The organism is Mangrovibacter phragmitis, assembly GCF_040429585.1.
Lineage (GTDB): Bacteria > Pseudomonadota > Gammaproteobacteria > Enterobacterales > Enterobacteriaceae > Mangrovibacter > Mangrovibacter phragmitis.
In genome coordinates this window covers 1,079,192-1,096,493 of the sequence record NZ_CP134782.1, presented here as the reverse complement: position 1 = coordinate 1,096,493, position 17,302 = coordinate 1,079,192, and the positions used below count along the sequence as shown (strand labels likewise).

Below are 17,302 nucleotides of genomic sequence, written 5' to 3'. Positions count from 1 at the left end.
GTGTAGTGGCAGTTGCGCCAGCTAAACACGGGCAGTTATCAGGGGTATAAGGGATTACCATACAGTAACAACATCAGGTTTTCTGGGATCTCTGGGGGCCAGAGCGCACCCTGCATGGCCGTAAACGGTAAAAGGCGAGTACGGGTAAAACTTTTTTCATCATCAATGCCATTGATGACTAATGCATGGCAAACAGCACCCACCTGGTTAAGAATGGCATACATTACAGAACGGAATGAGGTCTTCTTCAGACAAGACTGAACGAACTGTTTATCCAGCATTATGGCATTAAATTGCCGCTGAAAAATCAACTGCCCAGAAATATGTCCGGCGCCATAATTTAACAATGCCAGTAAAAAATGGCGCTCCAGTGATGAGAAAAGATTCGTTAAATAATGGTCACCAGATGCCAGAAATTGCTCTGTTATTCCTAAATGCAAACCTGGAATATTGGTTAAATACCTGACAAGACTTTCATCAGATAAAATACAACGAGCACTGTTTTGCTCAACAGGCAGCCATATCACCAGATTATGCTTTAGAAACGCAGCCTGGAAACTGCGTAATAACGTTACTTTTTCTTCCAGAAGCTGGCTATGCTGCAAAGGAGATAACCTTGTACTGACCAGAGACTCAGGCATCTGTACAACGCCATCTTCTGTCACAAAGCGGGTGACCAGTTCAACGCCATACAGAGACCCATCGCTCCGCCTGAATGGCTGGAACAAGCACTGGGAATAGTATGCGCACTCCAGAGTCACGACCATGTCACAATCCCACTACCTGGTGGTTTTTTTCATCCTGACTGAAACAGAAAAGGAATTCAATCGTGTTACCCGTGATATCACTACTGTTTTGCACAATTAGAAACATTCAGGATTTTCGCCAGCACGCTTTGCTAACACAAAAGAACGGAATTGAATTAATGATGAGCTGAAAAATAAATGGCAAAGAACGGTCTTTGAAAAAAATCACCAATCAGCCAGAACCAGAGGAAATAAATAATACTCACATCAGAATTAGCGAAGTAAACGAAGCCTACTTATATTAAAGTAAAAAAATCAAATGCGCCTGGCTTGCCAGTATTTATCCCGCCAATAGACATTATTCAGTGATGAACGCATCACACCATGACTACTGGAAGCGTGAATGAACTGATTGTCAGTATCATAAATCCCCACATGCAAGCCTTCGTCACCAGAGCCTGTTTTAAAGAAAATCAGATCCCCCGGCAATAGCTCGTCTTTATCAATGCGTGTGCCAATTTTGGCCTGATCCCGGGTACTACGTGGAAGTTGAAGTGCAAACTGGTCACGAAATGTTAATTGAACAAATGCTGAACAATCAATACCTTGTCTGGACATTCCACCATAACGATAAGGGGTTCCCCGCCATTCACTTAATTGCGAATCCAGCCTGGCAATAACCATAATAGAGTCAGATAACCGGCCATCTGGTGCAGGTGCCCGGTGGTGACTGCATCCGACTAATAATAAAGATAACAGGACAAGCCCCCACAATTTCATGACTGGCTGTTGCCTCCAGGCTATTTTCTACCAGTGTAATGTAGCTCTTCAGTATTTAATTTGGCAAGCATTTCAACGCGATCAGGAACAAATAAGAACTTTATGGTTATCCACATCAAGACGCCGAAATGGCAAAGCATAAACAGAATGCAAATTCTCAGGCGTTAACACTTCACTGGCGCTTCCCTGGGCTACGACGTTACCTTTCAGCATTAACCAAACCTGGTGAGCATGCCCCAGTGAGTAATTAAGATCATGGCTGCTCATAATAATCGCCACCCCTTTTTGGGCGAGTTCATTAAGCAGATGAGTCAGCGCCGATTGCTGGGTAACATCAAGGCTGTTCACTGGTTCATCAAGTAATAACAACCGACCAGCCGGATTAATATCCGGGTGGATCTGAGCGATAACAGCAGCCAGACGCACCCGTTGCCATTCTCCGCCGGATAAATGAGCAACTTGTCGCGGCAATTTATCTGCCAGCCACAAAGCATCAATTATCGGGGCCAGTTTTTCCAAAGGGGCACCATGAGCATGTAGTAACAGATAGTGCCATACCGGCATTGCAAACGGGGGTACTTGCTGTTGCGGCAACCAGGAGCGCAGCATTCCAAGTTCAGGTCCGGACCAGGCAGACACAGACTTACCGGCCAGGCATACATCACCTGGCCCTTCGCTCATACCGGAAATACGCGTCAGGAGTGTACTCTTTCCCGCTCCATTTGGCCCCACCAGATGCAACCAGCAGCCCGATGCAACCCCGGCAGATAATGGTGCCAACCGACCTTTTTCCGCTATATGGTTTAACGACAGCAGTGGCATCTATTGTTCCAGAGCACGTTCAATTGCAGCCACCAGTTCTGGCGCATCGGGCAACATGTCAGGAGAGAAGCGCCCAACAACCTTGCCTTGCCGGTCAACCAGAAACTTTTCAAAGTTCCACAAAATATCACCAGGTTGTTTTGGCGCCCGCCCTTTACTGGCCATTCGCTCATAAAAACCGCTGTTTTGAGGTGCCTTTGCAACAGGAGCCAGGGCAACCAGCTTTTGATACAACGGGTGGCGCTGTTCACCATTAACTTCAATTTTGCTGAACATGGGAAAGGTGACACCATATGTGGTACGGCAGAAGGTCTGAATTTCCTCTTCACTCCCGGGCTCCTGTTCCAAAAACTGGTTACACGGGAACCCAAGCACTGCAAAGCCCTGCTCTTCGTACTGTTTTTGTAAGTCTTCCAGTTGTTCATATTGCGGTGTCAAACCACATTTTGATGCAACATTCACAATCAGCAAGACTTTCCCTTGCCATGCCGTTAACGTGCCGGGACGACCATCTATAGTGACGACATCAGTAGTAAGAACATCTGCCTGCATCATTTTCTCCTTTATTCATGTCTGACTTTTAAGAGTAGCCAGATAAACAGGGGTGCGCCGAGTGACGCAGTGACAACACCAACTGGTAATTCGGCTGAAGCCAGAACCAGGCGGGCCACCATATCTGCAATTAACAATAACACGGCTCCCGCAAGCGCGCTGGCGGGAAGTAAGGTTTTATGGTCAGTGATGCCACAAAGACGTAATAAGTGAGGGATAACCAGGCCAATAAATCCAATGGACCCTGCCAAAGCAACGCTGGCCCCTACCAGCCAGCCTGTCGCTATCACTAACACCCAGCGCCAGCGATGCAAAGCCAGGCCCAGTTGCCTTGCCGGAGTTTCTCCCAGTGCCAACATATTCAAGGGCCGCCACTGGTGAATTACCCACCAGAGAACCGGTACAATTGCCAGCATGAAGCCTTTTGCCCGCCAGTCCACACCACCAAATCCGCCCATCATCCAGTACATTAACTGACGCAGATCAGCACTGGTTGTGAAATAAACAGCCCACGTCATTAGTGCACTACAAATGATACTCAGTGCAACACCCGCCAGTAATAAACGGCTGGTAGTGAGCCGACGCCGGGCAAACCGCAATAGTAATAATGTGATAAGCAGGGCGCCCACCATGGAACTCATTCCCAGAGCCCAGTCAGGTATATGCCCTTGCCCTAACAGCATTGCAGTCACCAACCCCAGACCAGCTCCATTTGAAACCCCCAGTAAGCCCGGCTCGGCAAGTGGGTTATCAAATAATGCCTGCATCATTGTGCCGGAAACGGCCAGTGCAGCGCCTGTCAGCACAACAGCAACCATGCGCGGTAATCGAATTTGCCAGACAAACAGCGTGTTATCTGCAGCTAACCAGTGCCATGGTGATATCCAACGCTCACCACTGGACAGACTGATAACAACCACGACCAGCAGGACACTTAGCAAACCAGCCAGTACATAACGTGCCTGCCGCTGTTGCCGCTCAACTAATAAGTGCATGTGCAAAAAAACGTTCCCAGTGAATAACCAGCCATAATTCTACGTGTTCACAGAATGCAGGAGAAGTATGACAAGTGCGGATGTTGTGAATGGCCGGAGGGCAACACGTATTTATACAGTTAAAAAGGCAGAACAGCAGACAAACGAAGCCATTGCCCGGACCAGGGTTTTCTGCAGACAAGAAAAAGGCCGGCAAAAACCGGCCTTTTTAAAACATGTCAGATTAGTCGTTCTGTGGGGTTGCATTCTCCACTCGGCTTTTTAACTTCTGGCCGGGTCGGAACGTAACAACACGACGGGCGGTGATAGGAATATCTTCTCCCGTTTTGGGGTTACGCCCCGGGCGTTGGTTTTTGTCCCGCAGGTCAAAGTTACCAAAGCCGGAGAGTTTTACCTGCTCGCCATTCTCCAGAGCACGACGGATCTCTTCGAAAAACAGCTCAACAAGCTCTTTGGCATCCCGCTTGCTAAGCCCAAGCTTATCAAACAGATATTCTGACATTTCAGCTTTTGTAAGCGCCATAGGTTCAATCCCTCAATGATGCCTGGAATCGCTCTTCTAATGCCGCCACACATTTTGCAACGGTAGCAGCAATCTCCTCTTCTTCCAGTGTACGGTTGGTATCCTGAAGAGTCAGGCTGATAGCAAGGCTCTTATAACCCTCTGCCACACCCTTACCGCGGTACACGTCAAATAAGTTTACGCCAACTACCTGATTTACGCCAACTTTCTTACACTCTGCCAGAATATCTGCTGCAGGCACATTTTCAGCGACCACAACAGCGATATCCCGACGGTTCGCCGGGAAGCGTGAAACCCCCTGAGATTGAGGCACAGCGCGGTCTGCAAGCTTGTTCCACAACAATTCAAACACCAGTGTACGGCCGTTCAAATCCAGTTTACGTTCCAGATCAGGATGAACAACACCAATAAATCCAACATAATCACCGTGTAAATAAATTGCAGCACTCTGCCCCGGATGCAGGGCTGAATGACGTTCTGCCCGAAATTCAATTTCAGACAATTTACCGGTAAGTTCGAACAGTGACTCTAAATCACCTTTGAGATCGTAAAAATCAACACTGCCTTTTACCAGATCCCAGTGTTCTTCATTGCGGTTGCCACAGATTGCGCCAGCCAGCATAACATCCTGACGGATCCCAAGGTCTGCCTGTGTATCAGGGACAAATCGCAAACCGGTTTCAAAAATACGCGCACGGTTTTGCTGACGATTCTGGTTATATACCAGTGTGCTGAGCAGGCCTGTTAATAAAGAAAGGCGCATTGCCGACATATCGGCAGAAATCGGATTGGGCAGAATCAGTGCGTCTTCACCCGGATGCAGCATTTGCTGAATTTTCGGGTCAACAAAACTGTAGGTGATCACTTCCTGGTAACCTTTATCTACCAGCAGTGTTTTCACACGTTTCATCGACAGATTCGCTTCACGATGCTCACCCATAATCAGTGACGCATTGACTGGCTCATCCGGAATACTGTTATAACCATAAATACGGGCAACTTCTTCAACCAGGTCTTCTTCGATTTCCATATCAAAACGCCAGGATGGTGCGACAGCCAACCACTGGCCTTCAGATTCAGTTACCTGGCAACCCAGGCGGCGTAAAATATCACCGACCTGTGCATCCGGCACATGGTGGCCAATCAGGCGATCCAGTTTGCTGCGGCGTAAAGTAATTGTCGCAGGCTGCGGCAATTTGTCCTGTGCAGTCACATCAATAACCGGGCCTGCCTGCCCACCACACACAGCCAGTAACAGCGCAGTTGCACGTTCCATGGCTTTATATTGCAGTTGCGGGTCAACACCACGTTCATAGCGGTGAGATGCATCTGTATGCAAGCCATAGCGGCGGGCACGGCCAGTAATCGCCAGCGGGTTAAACCAGGCACACTCCAGCAAAACATCCTGAGTTTCACTGTTCACGCCAGAATGCTCACCACCGAAGATCCCCCCCATTGCCAGTGCTTTGCTCTGGTCAGCAATAACCAGAGTATCACTATTGAGTTTGGCTTCAGTACCATCAAGCAGCACCAGGCTTTCATCTTGCTTAGCCATACGCACCACAATACCACCGTCGATCCGGTTAAGATCGAATGCATGCATTGGCTGGCCCAGTTCAAGCAGCACGTAGTTGGTCACATCAACAACAGCATCAATAGAGCGAATACCGCAGCGACGCAATTTTTCTCGCATCCACAACGGCGATGGCGCAGCGACATTAATACCTTTAATCACGCGCCCCAGATAGCGCGGGCAGGCATCAGTTGCTTCAACCGTAATCGGGAAAGAATCTGTAATAGTTGCGGCCACAGGCGCAATTTCTGGTTCAGTAACCGGCAATTGGTTCAGTACCGCTACATCCCGGGCCACACCCGCAATACTCAGGCAATCGGCACGGTTCGGCGTCACGCTGATTTCAATGGCGACATCGTCAAGTTTCAGGTAGTCACGCAGAGGCGTACCAGGCTGAGCATCCGCTGGCAACTCGATGATACCGCTGTGGTCTTCTGAAATACCCAGTTCGGAATAAGAACACAGCATCCCTTCTGAAGGTTCACCGCGTAATTTTGCGGCTTTAATTTTAAAGTCGCCCGGTAATACAGCCCCCACAGTTGCCACCGCAACCCGCAGGCCCTGACGGCAGTTCGGCGCGCCACAGACGATATCAAGCAGGCGTTCACCACCAACATTCACTTTTGTCACCCGCAACTTATCAGCATTAGGGTGCTGACCGCATTCCACAACTTCGCCAACCACGACGCCAGTAAATGCTCCCGCAACAGCCTCAACACCATCCACTTCGAGACCTGCCATGGTTATTTGGCCGGCAAGTGCGTCACTGTCCAGCGCCGGATTAACCCATTCGCGTAACCAAAGTTCACTGAATTTCATTGCAGAGTCCCGCCTTATTTAAACTGTTTGAGGAAACGTAAATCGTTTTCGAAGAATGAACGTAAGTCAGTTACGCCATAACGCAACATAGTCAAACGCTCCATCCCCATGCCGAACGCGAAGCCGGAATAGACTTCTGGATCAATACCCACATTCCGTAAAACGTTCGGGTGCACCATGCCGCAACCCAGCACTTCAAGCCATTTACCATTTTTCCCCATTACATCCACTTCCGCAGAAGGTTCAGTGAACGGGAAGTAAGACGGGCGGAAACGGATTTGCAGGTCTTCCTCAAAAAAGTTACGCAAGAAATCATGCAGCGTACCTTTCAGATTGGTAAAGCTGATGTTCTTATCGACAATAAGCCCTTCCATTTGGTGGAACATCGGCGTGTGTGTCTGATCGTAATCATTACGGTATACACGACCAGGCGCAATGATACGAATCGGCGGCTGCTGGTTTTCCATGGTACGGATCTGCACACCTGATGTTTGTGTACGCAACAGACGTCTTGCATCAAACCAGAAAGTGTCGTGGTCTGCACGGGCCGGGTGGTGGCCCGGAATATTCAGAGCATCGAAGTTGTGGTAGTCATCTTCAATCTCCGGGCCGGTTGCCACGGTAAAGCCCAGCTCACCGAAGAAGCTTTCAATACGGTCAATCGTGCGCGTTACCGGATGGAGGCCACCATTTTCAATACGTCGCCCTGGCAAGGTCACATCAATGGTTTCTGCGGCCAGACGGGCATTTAACGCTTCACTTTCCAGAAAATCCTTGCGTGCGTTAAGTGCCTGCTGAACCTGTTCTTTGGCTTCGTTGATTACCGCGCCAGCTGCAGGACGTTCTTCGGGGGGAAGTTCACGCAGGGTTGTCATTTGGAGGGTCAGGTGCCCTTTCTTGCCCAGATATTCAACGCGTACATTATCTAACGCGGCGACATCCTGGGCATCGTTTATGGCTGCCTTTGCACTTGCAACCAGCTCTGCGAGATGTGGCATGGTATTCCTCTTGTGCCGGCACAATTGCCGGAGTAGTTAGTCTCGGTTCGAAAACGACAAGCCTTAGCCTTTGTTTACCCGGCCATCATAATGCTGCTCAAAAGTCTGGCAAAGGGGCCGGGAAAGGTAAAAAAAAAGCCTCCATCTGGAGGCTTTTAGCGCTTATTTTCCGTTTCTTTTCTTACGCGCAAAGCCCCCCTGAATCAGGCGCTAAAGTAAAAAAAGAAGCGGAAAATAGCAGCATTCATGCTTGCAGTTACCTTTTTAGTCAGGTGTAACGGTTCTATTCAACTGATTTTGTTGCGAAATGTCAATCCCGTTTGCAACAAATGAAAAGAGGGAGCATATGCTCCCTCTCCATCTGGCTTACGCCAGAGCTGCTTTCGCTTTTTCAACCAGTGCAGTGAATGCCACTTTGTCGAATACAGCGATATCAGCCAGGATCTTACGGTCGATTTCAACAGAAGCCTTTTTCAGGCCATTGATGAATTTGCTGTAAGAAATACCGTTCTGACGTGCTGCTGCGTTGATACGTGCAATCCACAGTTGACGGAACTGACGCTTTTTCTGACGACGGTCACGATAAGCGTACTGACCAGCTTTGATAACAGCCTGGAAGGCAACGCGGTATACGCGAGAACGCGCACCGTAGTAACCTTTAGCTTGTTTCAAAATTTTCTTATGACGTGCACGTGCAATCACACCACGTTTTACGCGAGCCATGGCTCTCTCCTGTATCTATATTCTGTAAGCCCGGTTGGCGTATTTACTCAGCCAGACTAATTCTCTTCCTGCAGACTCTTGTCTGAACAGACCGGGAATCAGTAACTGTTACCGGAAAATACCAACCTGTTGGGCGATAAAAGTTTAAAGTTAACGACTTATGCGTACGGCAGGCACGCAATTACCAGACCCAGATCGCCTTTAGAAACCATGGCTTTCGGACGCAGGTGACGTTTACGTTTGGTCGCTTTTTTAGTCAGAATATGACGCAGGTTAGCGTGCTTATGCTTAAAGCCACCTTTACCGGTTTTTTTGAAGCGCTTAGCAGCACCGCGTACGGTCTTAATTTTTGGCATTTTTTTACTTCCACTTCGCATTGTTAATAAATGAAACAAAGGCGAACCGGGCCAGCGGAGCAAGCTCTACCGGCCTGGTTACTTGGTAGCCTACTGTTTCTTCTTCGGCGCAAGCACCATAATCATCTGACGGCCTTCGATCTTCGTAGGGAAGGATTCGACTACTGCCAGTTCATTCAGATCGTCTTTCACGCGATTAAGCACTTCCATACCGATCTGTTGGTGTGCCATTTCACGCCCACGAAAACGCAGGGTGATTTTGGCTTTGTCGCCATCTTCGAGAAAGCGAATCAGGCTGCGGAGTTTTACCTGATAGTCACCTTCATCAGTACCAGGACGGAATTTAATTTCCTTAACCTGGATAACTTTCTGCTTTTTCTTCTGTTCCTTAGAAGACTTACTCTTTTCATAGAGGAATTTACCGTAATCCATAATACGGCAAACTGGCGGCTCGGCGTTAGGGCTGATCTCTACTAAGTCGGCTCCGGCTTCTTCAGCTTTTTCCAGAGCTTCTCTCAGACTCACTACACCAATCTGCTCGCCATCAATGTCTGTTAAGCGAACTTCCTGAGCGCGAATCTCGCCATTAATACGATTCGGACGCGCCGTTTGAACTCGTTTTCCGCCTTTAATACCTTATTCCTCCATTTGATGAAGACTGCGGCTGCGAATTTCTTGTTGCAGCTTCTCGATCACTTCATTTACGTCCAGACTGCCAAGGTCTTTACCACGGCGGGTACGAACGGCCACTTTGCCAGCTTCGACCTCTTTATCACCGCAGACCAACATATAGGGCACCCGACGTAAAGTGTGCTCGCGGATTTTAAAGCCAATCTTCTCGTTTCTCAAGTCTGCTTTTACACGAATGCCCGCATTTTGCAATTTTCGGGTCAATTCGTTCACATATTCTGCCTGTCCGTCAGTAATATTCATAACGACAACCTGAACAGGAGCCAGCCAGGTTGGGAAGAAACCGGCGAACTCTTCGGTCAGAATACCAATAAAGCGTTCCATTGAACCCAGAATTGCACGGTGAATCATAACCGGCACCTGGCGTTCGTTATTTTCACCCACGTAAGATGCACTCAAACGAGACGGCAAAGAGAAGTCCAGTTGGACAGTACCACATTGCCATGCACGATCGAGACAATCGTACAGAGTAAATTCAATTTTCGGCCCGTAAAACGCGCCTTCACCCGGTTGATACTCGAACGGGATATTATTTTCTTCAAGTGCCACAGCAAGGTCTGCTTCAGCACGGTCCCACATTTCATCAGTACCAATGCGTTTATCAGGGCGAGTAGACAGCTTAACAACGATTTTTTCAAAACCGAAGGTGCTGTACATATCGTAGACCATGCGAATACAGCTGTTTACTTCATCACGCACCTGCTCTTCTGTACAGAAGATATGCGCATCATCCTGAGTAAAGCCACGCACACGCATCAGTCCATGAAGCGCACCGGAAGGCTCATTACGGTGGCAACTACCAAACTCAGCCATACGCAACGGCAAATCACGGTAAGATTTTAAACCCTGATTAAAAATTTGCACATGACCCGGGCAGTTCATTGGCTTAATGCAATATTCACGGTTCTCTGAAGAAGTGGTGAACATGGCATCTTTATAGTTGTCCCAGTGCCCGGTTTTTTCCCACAGCACACGGTCCATCATAAATGGCCCTTTCACTTCCTGATACTGGTACTCTTTCAACTTGGAGCGAACAAAAGTTTCCAGTTCACGGAAGACCGTCCAGCCGTCATTATGCCAGAACACCATACCTGGTGCTTCTTCCTGCATATGATACAGGTCCAGTTGCTTACCAATTTTACGGTGGTCCCGTTTTGCTGCTTCTTCCAGGCGTTGCAGATAAGAATTTAATTGTTTCTTATCTGGCCAGGCAGTGCCGTAAATACGTTGCAACATTTTATTATTGCTGTCGCCACGCCAGTATGCACCTGCCGTTTTCATCAATTTAAAATAGTGACAGAAACGCATATTTGGCACATGTGGCCCACGGCACATGTCAATATATTCTTCATGATGATAAAGCCCAGGTCTGTCATCATGACTGATATTCTCATCAAGAATCGCGACTTTGTAGCTTTCGCCGCGTTCAACAAATGCCTGGCGTGCTTCTGCCCATGACACTTTTTTCTTAATGACGTCGTAATTCTTCTCTGCCAGCTCGTGCATACGCTTTTCCAGCTGGTCAATATCTTCCTGAGTCAGGGTGTGGTCCAGGTCAACATCATAGTAGAAACCATTGTCAATTACCGGACCAATAGCCATTTTTGTTTTAGGCCATAATTGCTTGATGGCATGCCCCAATAAGTGAGCACAAGAGTGGCGAATGATTTCCAACCCTTCAGCATCTTTTGCGGTAATGATAGCCAGGGTTGCGTCGCTTTCAATCAAATCACACGCATCAACCAGTTCACCATTTACCCGCCCGGCAACACAGGCTTTCGCCAGCCCTGGACCGATATCCAGCGCAACATCCAGTGGACTTACAGCATGGTCAAAACTACGTTGACTGCCATCAGGAAGCGTAATTACAGGCATTCTAATTCCTTAATTTGCAGTGGTGACCCACACGAAAGATCACATACAAAATCATATTTAACATATTTATCAACAGATTACACAGGGATTCTCGCTTCACTCTGCGGAATGTGTACATTTCAGTGAACAAATTACCAAATGTAGCCTGTGGGCAATTGATAAGCTCGCCCCGAATAGTACACGCTTTGAGGTCAATCAACCATGTTTTCCTTTGGTTTCAATCTTCATCGCGCAATCCATCAATAAGATAGCAGCACAGACTCCCGGATGTTGACATTGAGTTTTGTGCTGCACCGCTCTTTTTCGAATCTGGCGTTTATCGCGACCACATTAGAGGTTCGGTAATCCCCCCGAAAAACCAGTGCATGCATAAAGTTAAGAATGTAGTTGTGGGGCCAGAAGCCCAGGCATTAAGCCACTAAACGCAAAAAAACCGCGCAAACGAGGTTTCTGAACTAATAAGCGTTGCGTCTCTGTGACGCTCCTATAACAGTACACCATCATTTTCAGAACACGTTAGCATCCTTTCTTAAATTAAAAATTAGCATTCCCCATTATCGTAGACTGAAAATGGAGTACCTTGTATAAATATATTTAAAGAAAAGCAAACCATCCATAAAAGTCATTGTCTAACCAGTAGATACATAACCTTTCAGGAATTTTCCTTATGACATTAATGCTTGTTGCTGGCACCTTAGCCGCTATTTTGTTAACTATAGTTGGTGTTATTCAGCTCTGGATAGGTGTGTCAAATAATCCGGATAAATTCTGATGAGGTCCAGAAAGGAAAATTTATTATATTAAAAATATTATTGCATTTCATCGTGGCCACGCAAAAAGTCATAGAAGCATCCAAAAAAAACCACTGATTTTATCAGTGGCCTGCGTAACCAACTCTTTAAATTTTCCAGCAAGTTCTTATGATATATTCTAAATCAGAGCAGAAGATCGACCGCAATGACAATTTCGTCCGGATTCAACTCTCTATCTGTAGCAATGCATATTTTTTTATGGTCACCAGTGATTGAATGAATTCCTGCAACCATGATGTCAAGCTCAACCGCCTCACCAGATACACACTCACATAATACCGTCTTTTCTGGAGCAGTGACATTAACAACTTTTACTGGTTGATTGTCAAAAAAAACCAACACATCTTTCATATATTTTCCCCATCAATGAACAGACAAAAATGCTCACACTCGAAGGGTTTTAAACCGGACGTCAATGTCAGGCCCATAATTTGCCTTCATGACCTGTCTTTCACTAAGCTAAGAACAGGACTTGCAGCCTTAAAAATATAATCTGCATTTTTTATCATTACAGATTTACAAAACACACACGTTGCACCGTAAGGATTTTTTTCTGTTATATTCAGCAATGACACTCGGTATTGTGATCCATGACACTTTGGGCAACGAAAGTGTATTTTTGGCATCAATTTTGAGACATCCTTAAATCACCTCCACATTAGATGCGGCGAGGCCTCTGGCTCCATTCTCAAGAATGAATCTAACATCCTGATTTTCAAACAATGTCTTATAATCACTTCCCTGAATAGCTGAGTAATGGACAAAAACATCCTTACTTCCATCCGCTGGAGAAATGAAGCCAAACCCTTTTTCCGGGTTGAACCATTTAACTTTACCAGTCATTGTAGTAGACATAATTAATTACCTTTTCAATATGATTACCTTGCGGCATGACAGTCTGACTACAGATGAAAGCAAATCAACGTGTGAAGCTCAAAAAAGAGATATCGAGAGGACACTTAGAGATAAGAATATTTCACTTAAAAACCAGCAAAAAGTATCTGCAAATCAAACCAGACATTCATTAACACACAATCTATCCTTCATTGCAAACCTTAATTTAATGGCAGTTAAAATGGTAAAATCAGAAAAAAGTCAACAAAAATTTAACTGCATAAAAAGAAAACTCATGGCACTGATAGTTATAGTAAAAAATCGTCGTAATAAATGTTCTTAGGGAAAAAGGCACAAATTCACAGGTGTTTTTTGACAGCGTTTTTTATTTCATCATAAGACAACTCCCGGTCAGATGCGACATGTACAATTTTTTGTTCGAATCCCGGTTCTGACACACTTACTGACATAATTTTTAAAGATACTCCTTCTCCATTGGGATAAGAACGTCGAATTGTTGAAACCCCACTCATTACTGAAAGAGCAACCACAGGCTCATGGTTGAAGAAAACCATCACCTTTTTCATTACACAGTCCACTTCATCGATTAAAAATCAACCGTATCACATCCATTGCCTGATTACCTGTCGTAATACACTCGCATGCAGACTATTGACCTGTTTATTACTTACTACTGACATATATTGTTTTTTATGTCCGCTTTCGACATAAACCTGCCCACCGAAGACAGGCTGGCAAAAATAAATTTCTGAGTCAGATATTCAAAACTCGATATCCATATCCAACCTGACATTCAGCATTGACAGGCAACCATCTACAAACCCTTCAGCCATCTGTAACTCGGCACAGATCAGCTTTTCATCTTTTTCCTCATCCGGGCAAGCCGCCTTTTGGGGATACCATAAAAATAGTGCATTATTACCAAGTGTGTTCGTCCGGCCGTTTTTCTTTCAACCGGCAAAGACAGCTCTCGATAATCAGTCCAACGTTATCACTGCATGACAACCGCATTTCACCCTTCTGAGTGAATATTTCTTCATCCTCAAGCAAGGGACGCAATGAAACTAATCCATTTACTCGATAAAACAGATATCTTCCATTTAACGGGAAGCTATAGATAACTGCTGTACCGGCCCTTCTGACCACGTCATACCATTGATCATCTACATTAAAGGCGTAGGAACCGCACACTATTTCCCCCGAAGCGACATATTGACGCAGTTAACATTTGGCGGGAACAGCCAGGGGAACGCAAACAGCGATACTCTTCGTAACTGCTCCAGTGAAGTTCACTCGATTAATAAAATCTCTGGTCGGCTCTTTTCCTGGTTTCCTGCAAAAGATGTTCATCCTTTATATTCTACCTCGTCAAAACGACCTGGCCGTTAAGCCTCGGAAGTAACCCTGGTCCAGGTTTTGCTATGATTTTTTCTGGAAGTTTCTTCATCAGATCAATAGGTAACTCATTTTTCATTATTCCCTCTCACAACAAACTACTGCATGAAAATACAGTAAAATTATAAAGTCTGGTTTTGGCAGAAGTTGTATGAAAGACCACGGAACAATGGTCGTTTACACGCGTCTGAAGCTTCCTCGATATTGCAGGGGCGTGACGCTGATTCGCCGCTGAAAAGCACTACGCATCTGATCGGGGCCGGAAAAACCACAGTCGAAAGCGATTGTTTTGAGGGGTAACTCAGTAGATTCAAGCAGGTTTCGGGCCTGATCCAGACGTATTCCTTCCACATATTCATGCGGTGTGACGCCCAATTCTGTTACGAAGAGACGCGCAATGCTGCGCGGACTGACACCACCAATATCCGCCAACCGCTCAACCGGAAAGGATTCTCCCATGTGCTCCATAACATAGGTTTGTACCTTTCCCAGCGGAGTTTCAGAAGCGCGTCCAGCGACAAGCAGCGGGCTGAACTGGGATTGGCCACCCTGCCGTTGTGCCACAACGACAAGTGCCTTGGCACATGCAAGCGATATGGCCTGCCCATAATCTTCTCCAACCAAAGCGAGGCTAAGGTCAATGCCTGCAGTCACACCGGCGGAGGTCACCAGCCGACCGTCGCGCGCATGGATTCGATCATGCTCGACCCGCGCTGAGGGGAACTGACTTGCAAGCTGCTCCGAACAAAGCCAATGGGTCGTGACAGTTCGCCCATCGAGAAGGCCGGCATGACCCAGAGCGAAAGCGCCAGTGCAAATCGAGCCATATCTTTGCGCCGCAACACCCCACTGCCTTAGCCACTCTGACATGGCGGCGTCGGGAAGAGTGGTAGGAAGATGCGGGCCACCTGCCACCAGAACTGTGTGAAAAGATTGCCCGGCCTGATCGAACGTGAAGTCAGCAACCATCCACATTCCGTTGGAGCTGCGCAGACGCTGTGTGCTGGCCGCCACCAGGACACAGTGGTAATGGTCCTCTTCGGGCAAAAAGCCATTAGCCGTTGTGAACACATCGAGCGGACCGGCAACGTCGAGCGCCTGAACGCCTTCGAAAATGACAAGTGCAACTTCTTTCTTTGCCATCAGGACCCTTTTACTTTTGTCAAAAATGATCCGAGGTTCTGGTAACTAACCCGCTAAAACTGCCTTTGGCAGTTTATCACAGACACTTGGCAGCTTTCAGCGTAGCAATGCGATTGCTGCCAGGCTCAGTTGCCGTGATGATGAGTAGGTAGGCTATAAGGCCTTCTTCGAAAACCAACCTACACAACAGGAAACATATTTTGACAAGCCTTCACTACGCAGCGCAGGCGATTCACGGTATCGTCGTTCCCGACAGTACCCTGGCCCGCGCCATCACTGAGTTTGTACGCGACACTGAAACAGAATTGCTTTTCAATCATTCGAGCCGGGTCTACTTTTTCGGGGCCATCGCCGGGCAGCTACGTGGCCTGAACGCCAATCCAGAGCTGCTGTATGCCGCTACGATGTTTCACGATATTGGCCTGATGCCATCTTATAGTAGCACCGAACTTCGCTTCGAAGTCGATGGCGCGAATGCCGCCCGTGACTTCTTGCAAAGCTACAGGCTTGATCCGGCCGACATTGAAAAAGTGTGGACTGGCATTGCGCTGCACACCACACCGGGTATACCGGAATTCATGGACCCGGTGATCGCCCTGACGACCGCTGGCGTCGAAATGGATGTACTGGGTCTTACTTATGACCGCTTTTCCGCTGAAATCCGAGAGGCCGTGGTCGCAGCCTATCCCCGCACACCAGATTTCAAAGAAGATATCATCCAGGCCTTTTACGACGGCATCAAACATAAGCCCGCTACCACCTTTGGCAACGTCAAGGCAGACGTGATCGCCGACAAAGAACCGCATTCCCATCGCGGTAATTTCTGCTCCCTCATCCGATGCTCACATTGGCACGGCTAATAGTCTTTCCCGTCAAATCCATTATTACCAAAGGAGAAATATCATGAGTTCTATTAACATCATCCTTGTTCACGGTGCCTGGGCTGATGGCTCCAGCTGGGCCAAAGTCATTCCACTGCTGAGAGACAAAGGTATGACTGTCGCAGCCGTCCAACTCCCGCTTACCAGTTTCGATGCCGATGTCGCGACGGTTAGCCGTGCAATTGCGCTCGCGCAGGGGGATGTCGTTCTGGTTGGGCACAGCTATGCCGGTGCAGTGATCGGGCAGGCAGGCAACGCACCAAAGGTGAAACGGCTTGTCTATATCGACGCATTTGCACCGGACGCAGGAGAATCGGCAGGATCACTCTTCGCCAAGTTTGAAGCCGCTCCTCTCAATAACGAAATCAGGCCCGACGCAGAAGGCTTCCTGTCGCTAACCCCCAAAGGTATTGCCACCCTGTTTGCACAAGATCTCGATCCCACCGAGCAGACGATTCTGCATGCAACTCAGGGCCCGATCAATGGCGCCGCACTCGGCGGCACCTTGACACAGGCCGCATGGCGCAGTCGTCCTGGTTTCTATCTGATTGGCGAGAATGATTTGGCAATCCTGCCCGTTGAGCAGGAACGCATGGCCACGCGTATGAATGCAACGATCAAACGAGTCGCTTCCAGCCATGTTCCGATGTTGTCACATCCGCTTGTCGTGGCTGACTTCATCGCTCTGGCTGCTGCCGGATGTCAAGGTGGTGGTAACATGCATAACGGTAGGTTGTTTCAGGAGTAATGTCATGCGTACCTCA

At 47.5% G+C, this 17,302-nt stretch carries 21 protein-coding genes, 1 pseudogene and 1 other annotated feature; of the genes and pseudogenes, 3 read left to right on the top strand and 19 right to left on the bottom strand.

Annotation, left to right across the window (positions count from 1 at the left end; all coding sequences use genetic code 11):
* Window positions 1-38: 38 nt before the first annotated feature.
* The 13 genes from MPHASIOC01_RS05280 to thrS all read right to left on the bottom strand — a co-directional run bounded on the left by MPHASIOC01_RS05280 (window position 39) and on the right by thrS (window position 11,452).
* Window positions 39-767 (bottom strand): EAL domain-containing protein, encoded by a 729-nt coding sequence (locus MPHASIOC01_RS05280; protein WP_064595668.1) that lies wholly within the window; start codon window positions 765-767, stop codon window positions 39-41.
* Window positions 768-1,061: 294 nt separating this feature from the next.
* On the bottom strand, window positions 1,062-1,526 hold the full coding sequence (locus MPHASIOC01_RS05275; RefSeq protein ID WP_064595670.1) for an NlpC/P60 family protein: 465 nt from the start codon (window positions 1,524-1,526) through the stop codon (window positions 1,062-1,064).
* Between the two features lie 81 nt (window positions 1,527-1,607).
* A complete protein-coding gene (gene btuD, locus MPHASIOC01_RS05270; protein WP_064595672.1) occupies window positions 1,608-2,348 on the bottom strand; it encodes a vitamin B12 ABC transporter ATP-binding protein BtuD in 741 nt (246 codons plus the stop codon).
* The gene (locus MPHASIOC01_RS05265; RefSeq protein WP_353614898.1) at window positions 2,349-2,900 is read right to left on the bottom strand and encodes a glutathione peroxidase; all 552 of its coding nucleotides are present in this window, start codon (window positions 2,898-2,900) and stop codon (window positions 2,349-2,351) included.
* 11 nt (window positions 2,901-2,911) lie between these two features.
* Entirely contained in the window at window positions 2,912-3,895 is a 984-nt protein-coding gene (gene btuC / locus MPHASIOC01_RS05260) for a vitamin B12 ABC transporter permease BtuC (RefSeq protein ID WP_064595675.1), read from the bottom strand.
* A 223-nt stretch (window positions 3,896-4,118) separates the two neighbouring features.
* Window positions 4,119-4,418, bottom strand: coding sequence for an integration host factor subunit alpha (ihfA, locus tag MPHASIOC01_RS05255; protein ID WP_036108549.1), 300 nt, complete (start codon window positions 4,416-4,418; stop codon window positions 4,119-4,121).
* 4 nt (window positions 4,419-4,422) lie between these two features.
* Window positions 4,423-6,810, bottom strand: a complete 2,388-nt coding sequence (pheT, locus tag MPHASIOC01_RS05250) for a phenylalanine--tRNA ligase subunit beta (RefSeq protein WP_353614124.1) — start codon at window positions 6,808-6,810, stop codon at window positions 4,423-4,425.
* Window positions 6,811-6,824: 14 nt separating this feature from the next.
* On the bottom strand, window positions 6,825-7,808 hold the full coding sequence (gene pheS / locus MPHASIOC01_RS05245) for a phenylalanine--tRNA ligase subunit alpha (protein ID WP_064595678.1): 984 nt from the start codon (window positions 7,806-7,808) through the stop codon (window positions 6,825-6,827).
* Window positions 7,809-7,936: 128 nt separating this feature from the next.
* Window positions 7,937-8,061 (bottom strand) — a sequence feature (Phe leader region).
* Entirely contained in the window at window positions 8,012-8,056 is a 45-nt protein-coding gene (gene pheM, locus MPHASIOC01_RS05240; protein ID WP_106120997.1) for a pheST operon leader peptide PheM, read from the bottom strand. Its footprint overlaps the feature before it by 45 nt.
* Window positions 8,062-8,174: 113 nt before the next feature.
* Window positions 8,175-8,531, bottom strand: coding sequence for a 50S ribosomal protein L20 (gene rplT, locus MPHASIOC01_RS05235; protein ID WP_013366084.1), 357 nt, complete (start codon window positions 8,529-8,531; stop codon window positions 8,175-8,177).
* Window positions 8,532-8,689: 158 nt separating this feature from the next.
* Window positions 8,690-8,887 carry a 50S ribosomal protein L35 gene (gene rpmI, locus MPHASIOC01_RS05230; RefSeq protein ID WP_001124225.1) on the bottom strand — a complete coding sequence of 66 codons (198 nt, stop codon included), beginning with the start codon at window positions 8,885-8,887 and terminating at the stop codon, window positions 8,690-8,692.
* 90 nt (window positions 8,888-8,977) lie between these two features.
* Window positions 8,978-9,520, bottom strand: a complete 543-nt coding sequence (gene infC / locus MPHASIOC01_RS05225; RefSeq protein ID WP_072006946.1) for a translation initiation factor IF-3 — start codon at window positions 9,518-9,520, stop codon at window positions 8,978-8,980.
* 3 nt (window positions 9,521-9,523) lie between these two features.
* On the bottom strand, window positions 9,524-11,452 hold the full coding sequence (gene thrS / locus MPHASIOC01_RS05220) for a threonine--tRNA ligase (protein WP_064595681.1): 1,929 nt from the start codon (window positions 11,450-11,452) through the stop codon (window positions 9,524-9,526).
* Between the two features lie 667 nt (window positions 11,453-12,119).
* Here thrS and MPHASIOC01_RS05215 point away from each other — a divergent pair.
* On the top strand, window positions 12,120-12,224 hold the full coding sequence (locus MPHASIOC01_RS05215) for a YnaM/YnfT family protein (RefSeq protein ID WP_353614123.1): 105 nt from the start codon (window positions 12,120-12,122) through the stop codon (window positions 12,222-12,224).
* Between the two features lie 163 nt (window positions 12,225-12,387).
* Here MPHASIOC01_RS05215 and MPHASIOC01_RS05210 read toward each other — a convergent pair whose 3' ends face one another.
* From MPHASIOC01_RS05210 to MPHASIOC01_RS05185, 6 genes and pseudogenes are all read right to left on the bottom strand, one after another.
* The gene (locus MPHASIOC01_RS05210) at window positions 12,388-12,615 is read right to left on the bottom strand and encodes a hypothetical protein (RefSeq protein ID WP_353614122.1); all 228 of its coding nucleotides are present in this window, start codon (window positions 12,613-12,615) and stop codon (window positions 12,388-12,390) included.
* An 86-nt stretch (window positions 12,616-12,701) separates the two neighbouring features.
* Window positions 12,702-12,893, bottom strand: coding sequence for a hypothetical protein (locus MPHASIOC01_RS05205; protein WP_353614121.1), 192 nt, complete (start codon window positions 12,891-12,893; stop codon window positions 12,702-12,704).
* Between the two features lie 13 nt (window positions 12,894-12,906).
* Window positions 12,907-13,119: a cold-shock protein gene (locus MPHASIOC01_RS05200; RefSeq protein WP_064595686.1), complete on the bottom strand. Its 213-nt coding sequence runs from the start codon at window positions 13,117-13,119 to the stop codon at window positions 12,907-12,909.
* 338 nt (window positions 13,120-13,457) lie between these two features.
* On the bottom strand, window positions 13,458-13,685 hold the full coding sequence (locus MPHASIOC01_RS05195) for a hypothetical protein (RefSeq protein WP_064595688.1): 228 nt from the start codon (window positions 13,683-13,685) through the stop codon (window positions 13,458-13,460).
* 195 nt (window positions 13,686-13,880) lie between these two features.
* A pseudogene (locus MPHASIOC01_RS05190) lies at window positions 13,881-14,133 on the bottom strand (antiterminator Q family protein); the annotation flags it as partial.
* Between the two features lie 558 nt (window positions 14,134-14,691).
* Window positions 14,692-15,657: a GlxA family transcriptional regulator gene (locus tag MPHASIOC01_RS05185; RefSeq protein ID WP_064595690.1), complete on the bottom strand. Its 966-nt coding sequence runs from the start codon at window positions 15,655-15,657 to the stop codon at window positions 14,692-14,694.
* Between the two features lie 200 nt (window positions 15,658-15,857).
* Here MPHASIOC01_RS05185 and MPHASIOC01_RS05180 point away from each other — a divergent pair, with 200 nt between their 5' ends.
* Both MPHASIOC01_RS05180 and MPHASIOC01_RS05175 read left to right on the top strand, forming a co-directional pair.
* Entirely contained in the window at window positions 15,858-16,517 is a 660-nt protein-coding gene (locus MPHASIOC01_RS05180) for an HD domain-containing protein (RefSeq protein ID WP_064595692.1), read from the top strand.
* A 43-nt stretch (window positions 16,518-16,560) separates the two neighbouring features.
* Window positions 16,561-17,286 carry an alpha/beta hydrolase gene (locus MPHASIOC01_RS05175; protein ID WP_353614120.1) on the top strand — a complete coding sequence of 242 codons (726 nt, stop codon included), beginning with the start codon at window positions 16,561-16,563 and terminating at the stop codon, window positions 17,284-17,286.
* The last annotated feature ends 16 nt before the right edge of the window (window positions 17,287-17,302 follow it).